The following is an 18,982-nucleotide window of genomic DNA, read 5'->3' as shown; positions in this document are numbered from 1 at the left end:
TTAAGCTTTATCTGGTCTTTGTCAAGTTTTCTCGATTGAGCCACCCGACAGTATTTTTGATCTGAAAGAGATAATAATGCTTAATCCCTATCCCATAAAAAAAGAAACGGCTAGTTTAATCACCAGAGATGGAATTAGTTTAGCTGCCGATATTTATCGTCCCGATAGTAGGGAATCTTTGCCCATTTTACTAATGCGACAACCCTACGGAAAAGCGATCGCTTCTACGGTGGTTTATGCCCATCCTAGCTGGTATGCACGTCAGGGTTATATTGTAGTAATTCAGGATGTCCGGGGCCGGGGAAACTCGACGGGAAATTTTAATTTATTTGCCCATGAAATTAGGGACGGATTAGAAACCATTGAATGGGTTTTAACTATTCCTAATAATACGGGTGTGGTGGGAATGTATGGTTTTTCCTATCAGGGAATGACCCAATTATATGCCGCTGCCAATGGTCATAGCGCTTTAAAAACTATTTGTCCGGCGATGATTGCTCATGATTTATATCGAGATTGGGCCTATGAAAATGAAGCATTTAATTTACAATATAATCTCGCTTGGGCAATACAATTAGCGGCGGAAACAGCTAGATTAAAAGGGGACGAAATAGCCTATCAAAAACTCTGGGTAGCTTCCCGAAATTTACCCCTTTTTGATCCTATTGCAGCCTCTCCCCAAATTCTACAAGATTTAGCCGCCGATTCCTTTTATCACGATTGGATTACTCGTTATCTTCCCGATGACTATTGGCAAAAATTATCACCGCAAAACCTTTTAAAAAATATCGATTTACCGATGTTACATATCGGGGGTTGGTTCGATCCTCATCTCCGGGGAACTTTGAGTTTATACCAAGAAATGCAAAGTCGTTCTATTTATCCCCAACGGCTAATTATTGGTCCTTGGACTCATCTACCCTGGGGGAGAAAAGTAGGAGAGATAGATTATGGTCAAGAGGCAATTAGTCCTGTGGATAAAATGCAGCTGCAATGGTTTGATTATTTCTTAAAAGGTCAGGAAACGGAGTTATTTAAAAATCCTTCCGTGTATCTATTTCAAATGGGATCTAATCAATGGCGATATCTGGAGAAGTTTCCAGGAGAAAATCAGCAAATTTATTATCTTGCTAGTCAGGGTTTAGCCAATCTGCGCGAGGATGAGGGGAAATTAAGCGCGATTTTGTTAGAACCTGCGATCGAGGATACCATCGTTCACGATCCTTGGCGACCGGTCCCATCTTTAGGAGGTCATAGCGCCCTACCGGGGGGAATATTCGACCGCACCATGCTAGACTGTCGCAGTGATGTGATTACCTACACTTCTCCCCCCCTAGAGAAGGATTTAACGATTTTGGGTAGTCCCCGTCTGGATTGTTATTGTCAAGCAGACGCGGTTAGTTTCGATATCTGCGCGGTGGTTTCTCAAGTTACCCCCGATGGTCGAGTTTTTAATATCACTCAGGGTTATAAACGGGTAAATAATCCCGAATCATCCCTAAATATGGCCATGCAGGCCACTTTTATCACTATTCCTCAAGGTCATAGCTTGCGTTTGAGTCTCAGTGCCTCTTGCTTTCCTGCACATCCCGTCAATGCGGGGACCGGCAGCTATCCCCACCAGAGTCGAGCGATCAATTTTTCTATTATCACAATTAAGGTTTTTTGTCAAGGAAATTTTCCTGCAAAATTGCTATTACCTTTAGTCGGGGAAAGCTAAACCGCTGCGAGGATCGCGAATATATAAACCTAACACCAGGGAGGAGATAACCGTATCCCAGACGGGGGTGAATTTTTCCGCATCATTGACCCAATAATCCATAGTAATTAAACATTGAACCCCAGAACCAATACCCACAGCAATGCGCGAATAAGCTGGCCGATTTTCTTGGGGATCGATGAATTGAATTTCCACCCAAACAATGCGGACAGTTTGGCGTTTTTCTTGGATAACTTCGCCAATTTCGTGAGGATTGCGGCTATCTTCGCGAGCTAATTTTTTGACCATTCCTTTTAGGGGTAATTCTTTCCAATCTCCGGGGGGAAGTAAATTATAGGAAACCTCTAAACGACAATCATCATCGGGGGGTTTTCTATCTAAAAAACGAAAGGAATTATCATCGGGTTCAAAATGCCAATCCTGAGGAACTTCAAAGCGCACTGCACCGCGACCAGCTACAAAAATACTGTTACCCGGACTAGATTTCCAGTTATGATCTGGATTTAAGTCGAGGGTTTCTTTGATCCATTGCAGATTGTGTTTTTTCGATTTAGCCATAGCTATAATCCTGCGGTAAGAATCGGACTATAGCTATTATTATACAGGCTTTTTCCTGAGAAGTAACCAAAACTTCTATCTTCACCCTTAGGATAACTGCTGCATAATTTTTAGAAATTCCACAGCACAGGATTATCATCTAGGAAATCAGTTACCTGTTTACCAATATTATCAATTAATTTTAGGTCTTCTGGGGTTAAATTAATTGTCATTGCTTGAGCGTTATTAACTGCTTGAGCGGCATTTCTTACCCCAGCTATTGCATTAGTTTGGGGTTGTTTAATTAACCAAGCAAGAGATAATTGAGCTAGGGAACAATTATAGCGGTTAGCAATCGGTTCTAATTGATTTAAAGCCGCTTGTACTCTCTGAAAGTTTTCGCCATGAAAGAGTTTATTTTTAATTCTATGATCCTCGGATGCCAACTGATAACCATTTCTAAATTTTCCTGTTAATAAACCTTGGGCAAGGGGAGAATAGGCCAAAATAGAAATATTATTTTCTATACAATAGGGCATAATTTCCTTTTCTACCGAGCGCCAAAAGAGAGAATAGGGAGGTTGAATACTCTCAATTCTGCCGTATTGACCAGCTTCTTCCAGTTGAGAGCGGGAGAAATTGGAAACCCCAATAGCGCGAATTTTTCCCTCTGCTTTTAGATAATTAAGAGCGGCCATAGTTTCAGAAATAGGCACTATTTCCGTGTTCCATGAGCCACTAGGCCAATGAATTTGGTAAAGATCTATATAATCGGTTTGGAGGTTTTTTAAAGAGCGATGACAAGCGGCGATAACTTGCTCATATTTGAGGTGATTAGCAAAGACTTTGGTGGCATAAATTACCCGTTCTCGCACATCGGCCAAAGCTTGAGCGACAATCAATTCTGAGTGACCTTCCCCGTAGATTTCGGCTGTATCTATAGTGGTAATTCCTGCCTCAAAAGCGGCACGAATGGCTTTAATGCTTTCCTCATCTTCAATACCTGCCCACATCCTTTTTCCTGCTTGCCAAGTACCCACGAGAAGGGGAGTAATTTCTATATTTGTCTGACCGAGATAGCGTTTTTGCATAACAGTTTTTTTGATAGGTGAGGTATGCTCGGGGTTTTAGTCGAGTTTAGGGCTGAAAATCTCAGCTAAAGAGGACTAAGGTGACAAGAATAAAAACTTTTACCAGTAGGGGTGTAAAGAACAAACTTAATAAGCCACAAAAAAGACCCAATAAGCGGGTACTGAGGCTAATTATTTCGCCGTGAACATTGTAGCTAATCGACAGGGAGATTAGGGCTAGAGTAAGGAGAAAAATCATAGTTTTCTTTCCTGAGTCTATCGAGCAGAAAAGCCGTGACCGCTCACGACTTTTCGCCGTTTCTATATCTATTATTAGCTCGATTACTTAGCTAATGACATCGGGTTAAAGTTAACTTTTTTAACGGAAAAGATTTAAAAATCCGTTGAAGAGGCCTGTCAGACCGGTAAAGGGACTTAAAACCGTGCCGAGGGTGTCGGTGGCAGAGGCCAGATTGCTACGATGAACCACAACCACATCATTATTGCGGAGAATCGGGTTAGTTTTCTCGTTGATACCTTGGGAAAAATCGATGTTAATTGAGGTTTTGGTGACGGTTCCGTTAGGATTGAGACGAATTAATTCCACTGTGGACTGATTGGCCCGACGCTTATCAAAGTCTCCTGCGGTTAAAATTGCCTGATTGAGAGGGGTATTGGGAGGAACTTCAATTATCCCCGGTTTTTTCACCTCCCCGACCACTTTCACGTTAATGGTTTTAGGGGCAAAACTGGCCGATGCTAGGGTTTCTGATTCCTTGGCCGAGATTTCAGTCGCGGTGGGGATAATTACCGTATCCCCTTCTTGAAGAAAGATATCGCCGGTCATATCACCTTTATCGAGCAAACTCCACAGATCTACCGGGATTTTCTGCTGGGAACCGTCACGAGTATAACGCAGCACTTGCACCTGTCGGATATCGGCGAGGGGTTTGATGCCTCCCGCTTGTTGGATAGCTTGGGTTAGTCGGGCCGGTTTCCTGGTGCCGCCGCGATCTTGGTCATTATTATTGTTATTGTTATTATTGGCAGTGGGGACAATACGATGGGACCCCGGACGATAAACTTCTCCCACCACAGTAACATTAATTTCTCGATCGCTATCTAGTCCAAAATTGGCATCGGCCAATTGATTGACTTCCCCGACGCTAAGGGTCGTTTTAGTGGGAATAACGATGCTATCGCCATCTCTAAGGCTAATATCCTGGGTTGTATCGCCTTTTTGGATTAATTGCCAGAGATTGGCTTGTATTAGCTGTTCTTGTCCCTTGAGGTTGCGTCGGATTTGAACTTGACCAATATCGGCCACCGTAGTCACTCCCCCCGCTTGCCGGATTATTTCGGTCAATAGGGGCGTTTTTTGGCTTTGTTCGGGGTTAATTGTATAGGTCCCCGGACGATTGACTTCCCCCGCGATGGCGATTTGCAGGGGCCGGGGGGTGAGAACGCTAACAGTAACCACGGGACGCTTGAGATAGGTGGTGTAACGTTTGGCGAGGGTTTGGCCGGCTTCGGTGACGGTCATTCCTTCCACTTTGACGCTACCAATCAGAGGTAAAGTTAGGGTTCCATCGGCTAAAACGAGGAAATCGCCGCTTAAATCCGCCACTTGGTAGATGGTGACGCGCACTTTATCCCCTTCTCCTAGGGTGTACTCTTTGCTTTCTGCGACAATAGGAGCAATCGCTTCTTTAGGGGGGGCAGCACTGCTCGGAGGAGTGGCTTGGACTGGGCGGGCTTCTAAGGAAGTTAGGGGGGCAATAGTGCCGATAATTAATAGATAACGCAGTGATTTGCTGATTAAATCCTGTAATTGGCTGCTATTTAACATTATCAATAGGACTAATTTTATCGTTGACATTGGCGATCAGTGTAGCACAAATAGTCGATCGCCTATGGAAACCCCTTGTAATATCGTATCTATCGAGAGTTACCGCTAACTGTAAGATGGTTTTAACGATTGCCTGTATGTAAAGGGGTATATTAATTTTATGACAGCTACTAGCACAATTCCCGATTTTTGTCAAGGGATAAAATATTTTGGGGCTTCCTTACCCGAATTTGATAAATATGCAGGAAAAGCCGCTATCGCTGAGGGAAAAACCGCTATTATTGCCGCTAATGACCCAAATGCTATCTATCAAACCCTCCTAGCCGCCGATGCTTTGCGTTACCTCACCCTACAAATCACCGCTACCAAAGAATCGGGACACCCCGGCGGTTTTGCCAGCGCTGCCGATGTGATTGCCTCTTTGATGATGTTAGGCCAGAAAAATATCTTCACCGAAGTGGGCCATCATGCCCCCGGTTTTTATAGTAACGTCTTTCTCGATCGCTCTCTCGAAGCCATGGGCATCAGCAACGTCAGGGAATTGGGAGAACGTTTTCGGGAAAAACACGGACTTTTAGGGCATCTTTCTGGACAAATCCCCGGACTTCTTGGGCCGGCCGGTCCTCTGGGCCAAGGACAACATTTCGCCATGGCGGCGGCCAAATTACACCCTAATACCCTTTTCCCTGTGACTATCGGGGATGGTGGTTTAGGAGAACCCTACATTATGAGTAGTTTTGGTCATTTTCACACTGCTTATCCAGAAATTACCAATTTTCTGCCGATTTTAGTCTGGAATGGCTATTCCCAAGAACACCATAGCATGGTTTCCCTGAAAACTAACGCCGAAATGGAAGCCTATTGGCGCGGTAATGGTTTCGAGGAAGTGATTCTCATTAATGCTAAAGACTTCGATGATGCTAATCAAAAAGGGGAATATGTAGATAGCACCAAATTCTCTTTTAACCAGCGTCTGGAGTTCATGAAAGCGGTGTTAATGGCCACGGATAAAGCCACCCAATTGGCTCTAGGTGGTAACCTAACGGTGATCATTATTAAACAACTTAAAGGGGCGGGAGTTCACAAACGGGGAGCGGCTTCCCATAATCTTTATCCAGGAGATTCTTTAGAAAAAGATTATATCGTTACTGCCTTACAGGAACGCGCTTTACCCCCTGAAGCTTGGGCAATTGTTCGTACTAATTTTGATCGCTCTGGAGGCGGTCCGGCAGTGGAAACAGTGGTAACGGAAAAAGTCTTCCCGCTGCCGGATTTAGGAACCTTACCGATGACCGAATATACTGTGGGTGGTGATAAAAAAGTGGCCACCACTGCCATGGGGGAATTAGTGGTAGCTGTGGGTAAAGCTGACCCCAATTTTGTTGTCACTAATGCTGATGGTAATGCCGCTTCGGGAATTAATAATATTAACGTCGGTTTAAAGATTATTCACCCCACCACCGATGATGCCTATTTCCAAGCACCTAACGGTCAAGTTTATGAGCCTTTAAGCGAGGATGCCTGTGCTGGGTTAGCCGTCGGTTTATCTCTCTTGGGAGGGCGGACTTTATGGTGTTCCTACGAGTCTTTTGCTATCAATGGTTTACCGATTTGGCAGACTGTAACCCAAGCGATGGCCGAGTTACGTCGTCCCACCCCTTCTACTATTACTTTATTCACCGCCGGAGCCTTAGAGCAAGGGCGTAATGGTTGGACACACCAACGCCCAGAGATTGAAAATTATTTCGCCGCTATGATGCGAAATGGTAATATTTTTCCTCTCTTTCCCTGCGATGCTAACAGTATTCAAGTCTGTTATGAATGGGCGTTAGGAACCAGCAATAAAGGCATTACAATCACCGCTAGTAAATCGCCTTTACCGGTGCGAACCACCTTTGAGCAAACTCGTCAAGCTTTGGAAAAAGGCGGCGTAATTCTCCACGAATCGGAAGGCAGCAAAAAAGTCGTTTTTGCCGTCATTGGTGATATGACTTTATTACCCGTCTTTGAGTCTGCACAACAGTTAGAAGCGGCGGGAATCGGGGTAAAAATCGTCTCGGTAATTAATCCCCGTCGTCTCTACCGTCCTAGCGATGTGATGAGTGAAACTAGCTCGGAAGCTGATAATAATTTCCTTGATGATGCTGGTTTTGACAGTCTCTTTGCCGGTGATGCTTTAATCGGAGTAACCGGTGGTACAAGCGCCATGTTAGAACCGATTATGTTACGCAGTAATGCGCGTCGGGATGTCTTCGCTTGGAAACGGGGAGAAACCACCGCCAGTGCTGGGGAAATTATGGCCTATAATGGCTTAACTGCCAATGCTTTAACTGCGCGTGCTACCCAGTTATTAGGTTAAGTTCCCAGTTAGTTTTTTTGATTATTCCCTACTCTCTCTGATTGGAAAGTAGGGATTTTTTTCTCAGGTCACTTTTACCAACGAGGTAAACTTTTAATAATTTTCCATAGGCGAGGGTATTGGAGAGATAGATAGCGCTTAATATGGGATTTTAAACTAACTAAATCCTGAGATTCTTTCAGTTCTCTATCTTGATAAAAACGAATTAAATCATCCCGTCTTTTCAGTAAAATTTTAATTTGTTGGTAATCTTCCGAGCTTAAAACTTGATGGGGTTGAATATTTTCTGGCAGCGGGCGCGGGATGTAAAAAGTTGTATGAGATGGTGATAATTCTTCGATAGGACGTTCTTTGGTATAGAGATAGATAGAAAGAGATTTCCGGGATAAATGCCGTTGATTTTCTGGTAAATTAATCTGAGAAAATCCATGCCATGAATGTTCATTGGTTTCAAAAATAAGACAACGATTAAAGATAGGTACAAAAGATTTAATCCTATTTTCTTCTGGTTGACGGGGATTGGAATGTAACTCTAGATTCCCCCCCCAATCTGCTTGCCATTGGGGATTTAAATAGATTAATAAATTCAAGCGGCGATGATACCAGTGACGCTCATCGAGGTTAAAATCAATGTGAGGGTCTAATTCTTGACCGTGTAAATTTTCGTGGGTTCCACCCCCATAAAAACTAGGGTCTGGAATTAAATTATCGATACCAGTTAATTGGGAAATTAACTCTAAAAACTCTTGAGCTTGAACGTAGCGGCCAAACTGTTGATAAACACCCCCTAAACCGATTAAATCCTCATTAACTGCCTTCCCGCCAACTTTTCCTAACTCACTAATGGCTTTTTGCGGATTAAAACTGGGAAAATTTTCCAGCAAAATTTGCGCTTGCTCCCTCACTAAAAAATTATCGATGACCAAATGCTTAAACGGTTGCGCTGTCTCAAAATCTTGACGATAGACAGGAGATTTCTCATAAACAAGGGGATTAATAAACATTAGACAGCTTTTTTGTTGGTATGATGAATTGTAGCAATCAAACTGACAAAATAAAGATTAACTCTCCTATTGACCTCATCGCCTATGGACTGGTGGCACAAACTCAAAGATAATCCTCTCGCTCGTTGGGGAGCAGTTTTACTGTTAATCTTCTATTTAAGCGTAATGGCGGCGGATTTTGTCGCTCCCTACTCTCCCTACTCCTCCCAACCCGGTCAGTCTCTCCTACCCCCCACCGAAATCTTTTGGCGCTCGCAGTCGGGAAGTAATAAGGGTGAGTGGATTGGCCCCCACGTCTATCCCACCACTCAAAGTGCTATTAATATAGAAACTGGTGAGCGGAAGCTAATGAGAGATTTTAACAACCCCTTGCCGCTGAGTCTCTTTGTTCAGGGTGAAACCTATAATTTCGGTCAAATTCGCCTACCTTTGCCGCCAAAATGGGAGGAAGTAACTTTATTCCCCGGTATCCCTCTTGATCTCCATCTGTTCGGGGTGATCGGCGATGGTAGAATCAATATATTGGGAACTGACGAATCGGGACGCGATAGTTTTAGTCGCCTGATTTTCGGAGGCAGAATTAGTTTATTTATCGGTTTGGTCGGGATTTTAATTTCTTTCCCTATCGGTTTATTTGTCGGTGGCGTTTCTGGCTATTTTGGCGGTTGGTTAGATGCGATTTTAATGCGTTTTGTGGAAGTTTTAATGACTATCCCCGGCATATATTTACTCGTGGCCCTAGCGGCCGTTTTACCCGCAGGATTAACCAGCACCCAGCGCTTTTTATTAATCGTCCTGATTACTTCTTTTATCAGTTGGTCGGGATTAGCGCGGGTAATTCGCGGTCAAGTTTTATCCCTGAAAGAACAGGAATTTATTCAGGCCGCCAAAGCTATGGGAGCAAAACCCCTTTATATTATTCTGCGTCATGTGCTGCCCCAAACTGCCAGTTATATCATTATTTCTGCTACGTTAGCCGTGCCGGGATTTATCGTGGCCGAATCGGTTTTAAGTTTAATTGGTTTGGGAATTCAACAACCGGATCCTAGTTGGGGAAATATGCTTTCTTTGGCTACCAATGCCTCAATTATTGTTCTACAACCCTGGTTAATTTGGCCAGCTGCTTTGTTAATTATTCTCACCGTTTTAGCTTTTAATTTACTCGGTGATGGTTTACGCGATGCCCTAGATCCTCGCAATTTAGAGAGATAATTTAGTTATTTTAACAGTCAGGAGGCGGTCGGCATGAGTCAGGAGATTATTTTTATTTATTCTCCCTTCTCCCTTCTCCCTTCTCCCCAATTCATAATTCATAATTGATAATTTATAATTCCCACTTCCCATTATGAATAAAATCAGTAAAACCTTTAATAATTTCGCCGATAGTTTGGTGATTTATAGTCAAAGATACGGAAAAATAAGCTGGTTAATATTTTTAATTATCTTTGCTTGTATCATGACGATAACCTTTAATTATCCAGCACAATCGACCAATAAAACCCAAGAAAAACCCGAAATTCGTGGAGTTTGGTTAACTAATATCGATAGTGAGGTATTATTTAAACCAGAAATCCTAAAAGATGCCCTTGATAGGTTGGCCGATTTAAACTTTAATACTATTTATCCCACGGTCTGGAATTGGGGTTATACACTCTATCCTTCTAAGGTAGCAGAAAAAGTGACGGGACGAGCGCTCGATCCCCATGAATCTTTAAAAAATCGCGACTTTTTAAAGGAAATAATTAGCCAAGGTCATCGGAAAAAATTAAGAATTATTCCCTGGTTTGAATTTGGTTTTATGGCTCCTGCGGATTCAGAATTAGCCAAACGACATCCCGATTGGTTAACCCAAAGACAGGATAAAAGCGTAATTTGGTGGGAAGGAAAAGTGCATCAACGTGTGTGGTTAAATCCCTTACATCCGCAGGTACAAAACTTTATTACAGATTTAGTCAGCGAGATTATTACTAACTACGATATAGAAGGAATTCAGTTTGATGACCATTTTGGTTATCCCGCCGATTTTGGCTATGATGAAACTACAATTAAACTCTATCAAAGGGAACATTCTGGACAATTACCACCGCAAGATTACCAAGATAAAGCATGGATTCAATGGCGGGCCGATAAAATTACTGACTATATGAATAGTTTAGCCCAGACGATTAAAAAGCAGCAACCTAGAGCGATTATTTCCCTATCTCCTAATCCTTACACTTTCTCCCTAGAATCCTATCTTTTAGATTGGCAAAAATGGCAACAAAAAAACTTGATTGATGAGTTGATAGTGCAAGTGTATCGCACAGATATGAACGCCTTTGATTGGGAATTATCCCAACCAGAATTACAGCAAGCTAGGCAATCTATCCCCGTAGCTATTGGGATTTTATCTGGTTTAAAAGGTCGTCCGATTCCGATGGTTAATATTACTCAACAAGTGAAAAAATCGAGACAAGAAAATTTTGGTGTTTCTTTCTTTTTCTACGAAACTTTATGGAATATGAGTAACGAATCTCCTTCCTATCGACGCAGGATTTTTCGGGAAATACTCCAGTCTGCTAATCCTCGCTAAAATTGCTGACTTTAAGCGAAATTATTGCCCTAACCTGGCTATAGTTTCTTAAGTTTATCTTTAAATTAAGTAGGGAGGCACAATTATTTGTAGGATGGGTTAGCAGTAGCGTAAACCATGCAGGCGTTGGGTTTCATGCTTCAACCCAACCTACGTTCATCTTATATTTAATTCTACCCACCTACTTAAGAAAAAGCAGCAGGGAGAAACTAAAATCGCTAGAATGAAAAAAGACTCTCCCTTATCACTTTATTTATGCTGATCAGACATAACCGAAGCTCGATCGCTAAACCTATTTTACTGTTTCTTGGCTGCCTTGTGATCGGGCAGTTGGGGGTATTAGTGGTAGCCAATAGCCTCTGGTTTACCGAGATGGGTTATTTAAACACTTTCCTGAAACAATTATCTTGGCAACTAGGATTAGGTTGGGGAAGTGCGATTCTTTCTCTACTCTTTATTTTTACTAATTTACGTTTAGCCCAGCGTTTTCGTTGGCAAAAACCCCAGGAAGATAGTTATCCTCTTAGTCCTCAATCTCCTAGTATTAATTTACTCGGTCTTTTGATTATCGCAACGGGAATTGGAGCTTGGATTGGGTCAATGTTATTGTATTACAGTAAACTAGCCCTCAGTCTCTGGACACCAGATTTTAATCTCCCTAACCTTAGTTCTTCCCTCAATTCTCCTCTGCAAATAGCTTGGATTAGGCAAGTATTAACCGATATTTCCAGTAATCTTTGGCAAGGGTTAATTATCTCTCTTTTAGTCTTGGGATTATTAATTAAAACCGAGTATTTTTTGCGAATAATATCTATAGTATTCACTGTAATGCTATCTTTTATTATTGCTGGGCAGTGGGCGAATTTTTTAAAATATTTTTATGGTGTTCCTTTCAATATTAACGATCCTCAATACGGGAATGATTTAGGTTTTTACATCTTTCAATTACCCCTGTGGCAGTTACTAGAATTATGGCTCAGTGGTGTGGGAATATATACTCTTTTTGCCGTTAGTTTAACCTATCTTTTTTCAGGTGATAGTCTTTCTCAGGGAAAATTCCAGGGGTTTTCCCGTCCGCAACTGCGTCATTTATACGCTCTGTGGAGTGGGTTAATGGGGCTGCTAGTATTACACCATATTATTCAGCGTTACCTGCTACTTTATTCTCCCGAAGGAGTAGTTTATGGTGCGGGTTATATCGATGCTCATGTTGGTCAATTTATTGAAATTATTCTGGGAATTATTGCAGCAATAACCTCTATATGGTTAGGAGAAAAAGCATTATTTGGTAAAAGAAACCGTCGCAAATTACACAAAACCGCCAAGAAAAAGTTGTTATTTTTCCCCTACTTAGTTCCTGTATTTCTATATTTAATTGTTTGGAGCAGTGGCACAATTATCAGTGGAGGATTACAAAGAATAATCGTACAACCGAATGAATTAGTGAGAGAAAGACCCTATATTGAAAGAAGTATTCAATCCACAAGAGCGGCTTTTTCCTTAGATAGAATTGATGCCCAAGTTTTCGATCCACAGGCCGAATTAAATGCCGAAGTTTTAGAGAGAAATCATCTAACTATCGATAATATTCGTCTTTGGGACACCAAACCACTGCTAGAAACTAACCGACAATTACAGCAAATTCGCTTATATTATAAATTCCCCGATGCTGATATCGATCGCTATCAAGTGCGATTAGGAGTGCCTGAAAAAATCGAGGAACGTCAAATATCTGAAAAACAACAGACCATTATTGCCGCTAGAGAATTAGATTATAGTGCGGTTCCCACTTCTGCTAACACTTGGGTGAATAAACATCTCGTTTATACCCACGGTTATGGGTTCACTCTTTCCCCGGTTAATTTAGTAGCTGCCGGGGGTTTACCCTACTATTTTGTCAAAGATATCGGCACAAATAAAGACGAAGGAGCCCTACAAACCTCTAGCGAATTAATTGATTATAGTATTCCCATTGGTAAACCCCGCATTTACTACGGGGAATTAACTAATAATTATGTGATGACTCCCACCACCGCAGAAGAATTGGATTTTCCTAGCGGGGATGGAAATGTCTATAATACCTACGATGGTAAGGGAGGAATCCTAGTGGGGACGGGGTGGAGACGTTGGCTATTTGCCCTTTATCTGCGGGATTGGCAAATGTTATTTAGCCAAGATTTTACTCCCGAAACTCGCTTATTAATGCGTCGTGATGTCCAAAATCGTGTGCAAACTATTGCCCCTTTTTTAAGTTATGATCGCAACCCCTATTTAGTAGCGGCAGATGTGGGCGATAGTAGTAGTAAATTACATTGGATTATTGATGCTTATACTATCAGCGATCGCTATCCCTATTCTGACCCGGGGAAAGATAAATTTAACTATATTCGCAATTCGGTCAAAGTGGTAGTGGATGCCTATCATGGAACGGTGAATTTCTATGTTGCCGATGAAAATGATCCAATTATTCAGACGTGGAGTAAAATCTTTCCTCATCTTTTTAAATCTTTAGCAGAAATGCCGAAAACTCTCCGCAGTCATATCCGTTATCCCGAAGATTTATTTAGTACCCAAGCGGAAAGATTATTAACCTATCACATGACCGATCCGCAAGTATTTTATAATCGGGAGGATCAATGGGAAATTCCCCTAGAAATTTACGGCACAGAACCCCAGGCCGTATCACCCTATTATTTAATCATGAAACTGCCAGATTCCGACAAAGAAGAATTTATTCTCCTCCATCCCTATACTCCCTCTAGTCGGCAAAATTTAATCGCTTGGTTGGCAGCTCGTTCAGATGATAGAGAGTATGGTAAGTTATTACTCTATCAATTTCCTAAACAAAGGTTAGTGTACGGACCGAATCAAATTGAGGCTTTAATTAACCAAGATCCAGATATTTCTCAACAGATTTCCCTTTGGAATCGGGACGGTTCTAAAGTTTTGCAAGGACACCTATTAATTATTCCCATTGAACAATCGCTGCTTTATGTAGAACCTTTGTATCTAGTGGCAGACCAAAATAGTGTCCCTACAATCGCTAGAGTAACAGTTGCTTATCAAAATAAAATTGTCATGGAACCAACCTTGAAGGAAGCTTTAGAAAAGCTATTTCAAGGTGATCATAGCTAAATTGCCGCTAATTTGTGGCCAATTAGCAAGAAAGCTGATGCTGGTTCCAGAACAATCCTCAATATCCCCAAATTCGCCCAGAAAATTGCCTGCTCTGGTTAATCAGCCAATTTTAAAATCCACTATCATCAAAGGATTGAGTTATTCTTTTAATTAGAAAATTGGGCAATTAATTCTGTGCGAGATGAATTAATTATTAAAGGGGTAAACTCCTCCACCGGTAATAATAAAATGCGATCGATAATTACGGATAAATCTGGGTCTAAACTACCAAAACGAGCTTTCAATAAATTTTCTATCACCAGACGTTCTCCCTGTTGAAGACCCTGTTGAAGACCCTGTTGAAGACCCTGTTGAAGACCCTGTTGAAGACCCTGTTGAAGACCCTGTTGAAGACCCTGTTGAAGACCCTGTTGAAGACCCTGTTGAAGACCCTGTTGAAGACCCTGTTGAAGACCCTGTTGACGGCCAGCATCCAGTTCTTCCTGAAGACGGGAAGTGTATAAAGGTGATAATCTCATAATTAACTCTCTGTCCTCCTGTTCAAGCTCTTGATCGTTAGTTAAAGAGGTTCTCAAGTTTAATAATAATTCTAGAGCATTTACCCGAAAAGGATGATCCTCTGGTAACGATTCTAGCTCATCGATCGCCCTTGCTTGTACTTTTCCCCGGCCTAAAATTCTTAACCAGAGAGTTGCTTCTGTTGGGGGTAATTGATGGATAACGGTGATTGCCGTGCGTAAAGAGGGAGCTAAAAAATAGATACCCTCCCCCCAATTCTCCTCATCTAATTTAGCTCCGAATCCTCCTAACAGTTGCGCGGAAGCGGTGGGAGTCAAAATCCAGAGACGGGGGATTTCCCCATCGTTAACATTCGTTTTCTGACGATTTGCTTGACGATTAATTTCCCCTTCCACTTGCAACAATTTTAACAGACAAGTCCTAATTTCTGCAGGGGTAACAGGATTGCGAAAGGGTTCAAATAAACAGGGATTAATCGCCATTTTTCCCAGTAATCCCAGCAGCTCTCTAGGATTATTATCGAGAATATTCGGTGAAAACCAGACATCGATTTCTCGTACTTCTCCGCGTACAACCCGTGCCGATTTTACCTCTCCCAGAGAAGATAATAATTCTTCGAGATAATCTTTAGCAAACTGGTCATGAATAAATCTAGTCATAGGTTTATCTAACATGATTTAATAACTTATCTCGCAATTGCTTAATCCGATCACGATATTTAGCCGCTGCCTCGAATTCTAGATTTTTAGCCGCTTCTTTCATTTGCGCTTCTAGTTGTTGAATTAACTCGGGAATTTGTTCCAAAGAAAGTTCTTCTATATTCTCACAAACCTGCTCTAATTGTTGGGAATTTAGACGACGGGAAATATCCAGAAAAGCCAAAATTGAATTACTCGACCTTTTAACAATCGGTTGCGGAATAATCCCATGTTTTTGGTTATATTCCTCTTGAATAGCTCGTCGTCTCTTGGTTTCTTCGATCGCATTAATCATACTATCGGTGAGATTATCTCCGTAAAGAATTGCCTGACCGCGAATATTACGAGCGGCCCGGCCGATAGTTTGAATTAAAGAGCGGGTAGCCCTTAAAAATCCTTCCTTATCTGCGTCTAAAATCGCCACTAAAGACACTTCCGGCAGGTCTAACCCCTCGCGAAGCAAATTCACCCCGATCAGCACGTCAAAGACCCCTTCTCGCAGGTCTTGAATAATTTCAATCCGTTGAATTGATTGAATTTCTGAATGTAGATATCTAACTTTAATTTCCCTTTCTTGCAAGTATTCGGTTAAATCTTCCGCCATGCGTTTAGTTAAAGTGGTAATCAAAACCCGTTCATTTAACCGCACTCGCTCCTTAATTTCCCCTAATAAATCATCCACTTGTCCCTCGGTTGGTCGCACAAAAATCTCCGGGTCTAAAACTCCCGTCGGTCGGATAATTTGTTCGACAATGCGATTTTCTGACTGTGCTAATTCCCAATCTCCTGGAGTGGCCGAAACAAAAATACATTGATTAACTTTCTGCCAAAATTCTTCCGACTTCAAAGGACGATTATCCGCAGCGCTGGCTAAACGAAACCCGTGATCGATCAAAACTTTTTTTCGTGATTGATCGCCATTATACATCCCGCGAATCTGCGGCACACTAACATGAGATTCATCTACAACTAATAACCAATCTTGGGGAAAATAATCCACCAAACATTCCGGTGGTTCCCCCGCTAACCTACCCGCTAAATGCCGCGAATAATTTTCCACGCCATTACAATAACCCACTTCCTGCAACATTTCTAAATCATAACGAGTCCGCTGATCCAAACGTTGCGCTTCCAGTAATTTGCCCGCTTTTTCTAACTCCAATAAACGGTTATCTAACTCGGTTTTAATATCCCGACAAGCCACCTCTAAACGTTCCTCTGGGGTAACAAAGTGACGGGCCGGATAAATACTAATTCGCTCTAATTTTTGCAAAACTTCCCCCGTCAGGGGATCGAGATAACGAATACTTTCAATCTCATCGCCAAAAAAATCAATTTTAATAACCCGATCCTCGTAAGCGGGAACAATTTCCAAAATATCGCCCTTGAGACGAAAACGACCGCGAGTTAACTCCAAATCATTGCGATTGTACTGCACTGACACCAAGGCCCGTAATAATTGCCTTTGGTCGAACTCTTGACCAACTGTTAAGGAAATCGCCGCTTTTAGGTATTCCGCCGGCATTCCCAAACCATAAATACAACTAATGGAAGCGACGACGATCACATCCCTGCGTTCAAACAGCGATCGCGTGGCCGAATGGCGCAGCATATCGATCTCATCATTAATCGAAGAACTCTTTTCGATGTAGGTATCGCTGACGGGAATATAAGCCTCCGGTTGATAGTAGTCGTAATAGCTGATAAAGTATTCCACGGCGTTATTGGGGAAAAATTGCCGCAATTCGTTGCATAATTGGGCCGCCAGGGTCTTATTATGGGCAAGGACGAGGGTAGGCCTGCCGATTTTCTCGATCACAGCGGCAATGGTGAAGGTTTTGCCGGTGCCGGTTGCCCCTAGGAGGGTTTGGAAACGCTGCCGGTTTTGCAGGAAATCTACCAATTTATTGATCGCTGCCGGTTGATCCCCGGTGGGTTGAAAGGGTGCTTGTAGTTGAAAAGCGGTCATTAGCGGCTAGGTGTAGAGAACAGGCAAAATAAATTATCAATCAAATTACCAACACTGATAGGGTTTTGGGGAAAGAAAGATGTATCTTAATATTAGAGAGGATTTTAAAAAAAGATTAAAAGTCTTCGAGAATACCCTAAACTTAAATCTTATCGTTTCCCCGAAGCTATTAACGGAAAGGAGTATCAGGTTATGACGGTGGAAAATCTAGAAACGAACGGGACTCAAACCCCAGCAACCACAGAAGAAAAGACCAGCAGCTCACGCGGTAAAGCTACTACGGCTAAAACCGCCAAAGATAAAGAAGTGGTCGCCCTTTCGGTGAAAAACAACGCTGAATCGGCTTCCAAAGCCTTAAAATTCTATCAACCTGAACATCGCTTACCCGAAAATCGTCCTGTTGGTACTAGCCATCTTCACTTCACGGAAGATGAAATGTTACCAGGGGGCCGTCCCGTGGAAGTTAGCCATCTGAAAGTGGTTAGTACCTATTCTTCCGTCGGTGGATTGCGTCCTGTCGGCTCTAGTGGTATGGAAGTCAGTAGCACTCTAGCGATTTCTGGCAATCGTCCGATCGCTCTCAGTCATCTGCACATTAGCGAAACCTATACAGTCATGGGTAATCGTCCCGTTGCTTCCAATGAAATCGATGATCCCGAAACTTTAATGGGATTTTTGGATTAATTGTTTTGTTGATCAAGATAGATTTTTTCCCTGTCCCGGACGGGGAATTTATTTTTTTTAGCCCACCGTTTTTAATCCCGATGCTGTTTAAGCAAAAATTGTTCTTAATTGTCTCGTTTCTAATAGTGGTTTTTTGCGGTTTCGGATTATTAAATCTTACCTACGATGCTTCAGTTTTAGCACCGCAGCAATATTATCAGATTCGATCGCTTCATAGTCGCGATGGTATCGGTAAATTTTATCTAGGACGGGAAATCGCTAAAGTCATGGGACACCAAGAAATGTTATGGTTAGAACGTCCTAGTCGCCGTTTCACAGAAAAACCCGATGATCTGATCACCGCACTACATCTAAAACCCACAGATCTAGTGGCAGATATCGGAGCGGGGACAGGTTATTTTAGTTTTCCTCTGGCGAATTTAGTAGAACAAGTTTTTGCCGTCGATGTGCAACCGGAAATGTTAGGGGCAATTGATTTTTTAGCCGAGGAAAATCAAGTAAAGAATATAACCACAATTCTCGCCACAGAAACCGATCCCAAATTGCCTATAAATGCGATCGATTTAGCTTTAATGGTCGATGCTTATCACGAGTTTTCCTGTCCCCGCGAGATGATGGAAAATCTGGTCAAATCCTTAAAACCCGCTGGTAGGGTGGTATTAGTAGAATACCGTCGTGAAAACCCTCTGATTGCCATCAAGGCCCTTCATAAAATGACCCGCAGACAGGTAGAAAAAGAAATGGCCGCCGTCGGTTTAGTGCCGGAAGAAATCATCGAGACTTTGCCCCAACAACATTTAATGATTTTTCAGAAAACAAATTCAAATTAGCGAGTTAAGTAGGTAGGCGTTAAAAACTATCAG

At 42.2% G+C, this 18,982-nt stretch carries 13 protein-coding genes; 7 read left to right on the top strand and 6 right to left on the bottom strand.

All coding sequences use genetic code 11. The features are described from left to right. Window positions 1–76 precede the first annotated feature (76 nt). Complete coding sequence (locus tag N0824_RS01890) at window positions 77–1,720, top strand: CocE/NonD family hydrolase (RefSeq protein WP_108935490.1); 1,644 nt, start codon at window positions 77–79, stop codon at window positions 1,718–1,720. Here N0824_RS01890 and N0824_RS01885 read toward each other — a convergent pair. The 3 genes from N0824_RS01885 to N0824_RS01875 form a co-directional block, all read right to left on the bottom strand. Beyond that, a complete protein-coding gene (locus N0824_RS01885) occupies window positions 1,703–2,278 on the bottom strand; it encodes a hypothetical protein (protein ID WP_108935489.1) in 576 nt (191 codons plus the stop codon). The genes N0824_RS01890 and N0824_RS01885 overlap by 18 nt on opposite strands. A gap of 110 nt (window positions 2,279–2,388) precedes the next feature. Beyond that, on the bottom strand, window positions 2,389–3,348 hold the full coding sequence (locus tag N0824_RS01880) for an aldo/keto reductase (protein WP_108935488.1): 960 nt from the start codon (window positions 3,346–3,348) through the stop codon (window positions 2,389–2,391). Between the two features lie 358 nt (window positions 3,349–3,706). Continuing rightward, the gene (locus tag N0824_RS01875; protein ID WP_108935487.1) at window positions 3,707–5,206 is read right to left on the bottom strand and encodes an SLBB domain-containing protein; all 1,500 of its coding nucleotides are present in this window, start codon (window positions 5,204–5,206) and stop codon (window positions 3,707–3,709) included. A 130-nt stretch (window positions 5,207–5,336) separates the two neighbouring features. On the opposite strand from N0824_RS01875, the gene N0824_RS01870 reads away from it, so the two are divergent. Beyond that, window positions 5,337–7,535: a transketolase gene (locus tag N0824_RS01870; RefSeq protein ID WP_108935486.1), complete on the top strand. Its 2,199-nt coding sequence runs from the start codon at window positions 5,337–5,339 to the stop codon at window positions 7,533–7,535. Between the two features lie 74 nt (window positions 7,536–7,609). On the opposite strand, the gene N0824_RS01865 is transcribed toward N0824_RS01870, so the two are convergent. Next, a complete protein-coding gene (locus N0824_RS01865; RefSeq protein WP_108935485.1) occupies window positions 7,610–8,539 on the bottom strand; it encodes a 2OG-Fe(II) oxygenase in 930 nt (309 codons plus the stop codon). Between the two features lie 84 nt (window positions 8,540–8,623). Between N0824_RS01865 and N0824_RS01860 the strand changes: the two genes are divergently transcribed. The 3 genes from N0824_RS01860 (at window position 8,624) to N0824_RS01850 (ending at window position 14,246) form a co-directional block, all read left to right on the top strand. Further along, entirely contained in the window at window positions 8,624–9,751 is a 1,128-nt protein-coding gene (locus N0824_RS01860; RefSeq protein ID WP_108935484.1) for an ABC transporter permease, read from the top strand. 133 nt (window positions 9,752–9,884) lie between these two features. Next, window positions 9,885–11,111, top strand: a complete 1,227-nt coding sequence (locus N0824_RS01855) for a glycoside hydrolase family 10 protein (protein ID WP_108935483.1) — start codon at window positions 9,885–9,887, stop codon at window positions 11,109–11,111. A gap of 255 nt (window positions 11,112–11,366) precedes the next feature. Beyond that, window positions 11,367–14,246, top strand: a complete 2,880-nt coding sequence (locus N0824_RS01850) for a UPF0182 family protein (RefSeq protein ID WP_108935482.1) — start codon at window positions 11,367–11,369, stop codon at window positions 14,244–14,246. 149 nt (window positions 14,247–14,395) lie between these two features. On the opposite strand, the gene N0824_RS01845 is transcribed toward N0824_RS01850, so the two are convergent. Next, window positions 14,396–15,427, bottom strand: coding sequence for a flagellar assembly protein H (locus tag N0824_RS01845; RefSeq protein ID WP_108935526.1), 1,032 nt, complete (start codon window positions 15,425–15,427; stop codon window positions 14,396–14,398). 4 nt (window positions 15,428–15,431) lie between these two features. Further along, entirely contained in the window at window positions 15,432–17,435 is a 2,004-nt protein-coding gene (gene uvrB, locus N0824_RS01840) for an excinuclease ABC subunit UvrB (protein WP_108935481.1), read from the bottom strand. Window positions 17,436–17,627: 192 nt separating this feature from the next. Between uvrB and N0824_RS01835 the strand changes: the two genes are divergently transcribed. Both N0824_RS01835 and N0824_RS01830 read left to right on the top strand, forming a co-directional pair. Beyond that, window positions 17,628–18,119: a hypothetical protein gene (locus N0824_RS01835; protein ID WP_008197799.1), complete on the top strand. Its 492-nt coding sequence runs from the start codon at window positions 17,628–17,630 to the stop codon at window positions 18,117–18,119. 80 nt (window positions 18,120–18,199) lie between these two features. Next, the gene (locus N0824_RS01830) at window positions 18,200–18,949 is read left to right on the top strand and encodes a class I SAM-dependent methyltransferase (protein WP_108935480.1); all 750 of its coding nucleotides are present in this window, start codon (window positions 18,200–18,202) and stop codon (window positions 18,947–18,949) included. Window positions 18,950–18,982: the final 33 nt, after the last annotated feature.

Origin of the sequence: Microcystis sp. 0824, assembly GCF_003112475.1 — a bacterium.
Classification (GTDB): domain Bacteria; phylum Cyanobacteriota; class Cyanobacteriia; order Cyanobacteriales; family Microcystaceae; genus Microcystis; species Microcystis aeruginosa_C.
Note: the sequence above shows the minus strand (reverse complement) of the source record. Positions and strands in the feature narration are given on the sequence as shown.

Excerpts from the sequence above, each read along its gene's own strand:
- N0824_RS01890 (WP_108935490.1), top strand. The coding sequence starts at position 77 with ATGCTTAATCCCTATCCCATAAAAAAAGAAACGGCTAGTTTAATCACC.
- N0824_RS01885 (WP_108935489.1), bottom strand. The coding sequence starts at position 2,278 with ATGGCTAAATCGAAAAAACACAATCTGCAATGGATCAAAGAAACCCTC.
- N0824_RS01880 (WP_108935488.1), bottom strand. The coding sequence starts at position 3,348 with ATGCAAAAACGCTATCTCGGTCAGACAAATATAGAAATTACTCCCCTT.
- N0824_RS01875 (WP_108935487.1), bottom strand. The coding sequence starts at position 5,206 with ATGTCAACGATAAAATTAGTCCTATTGATAATGTTAAATAGCAGCCAA.
- N0824_RS01870 (WP_108935486.1), top strand. The coding sequence starts at position 5,337 with ATGACAGCTACTAGCACAATTCCCGATTTTTGTCAAGGGATAAAATAT.
- N0824_RS01865 (WP_108935485.1), bottom strand. The coding sequence starts at position 8,539 with ATGTTTATTAATCCCCTTGTTTATGAGAAATCTCCTGTCTATCGTCAA.
- N0824_RS01860 (WP_108935484.1), top strand. The coding sequence starts at position 8,624 with ATGGACTGGTGGCACAAACTCAAAGATAATCCTCTCGCTCGTTGGGGA.
- N0824_RS01855 (WP_108935483.1), top strand. The coding sequence starts at position 9,885 with ATGAATAAAATCAGTAAAACCTTTAATAATTTCGCCGATAGTTTGGTG.
- N0824_RS01850 (WP_108935482.1), top strand. The coding sequence starts at position 11,367 with ATGCTGATCAGACATAACCGAAGCTCGATCGCTAAACCTATTTTACTG.
- N0824_RS01845 (WP_108935526.1), bottom strand. The coding sequence starts at position 15,427 with ATGACTAGATTTATTCATGACCAGTTTGCTAAAGATTATCTCGAAGAA.
- uvrB (WP_108935481.1), bottom strand. The coding sequence starts at position 17,435 with ATGACCGCTTTTCAACTACAAGCACCCTTTCAACCCACCGGGGATCAA.
- N0824_RS01835 (WP_008197799.1), top strand. The coding sequence starts at position 17,628 with ATGACGGTGGAAAATCTAGAAACGAACGGGACTCAAACCCCAGCAACC.
- N0824_RS01830 (WP_108935480.1), top strand. The coding sequence starts at position 18,200 with ATGCTGTTTAAGCAAAAATTGTTCTTAATTGTCTCGTTTCTAATAGTG.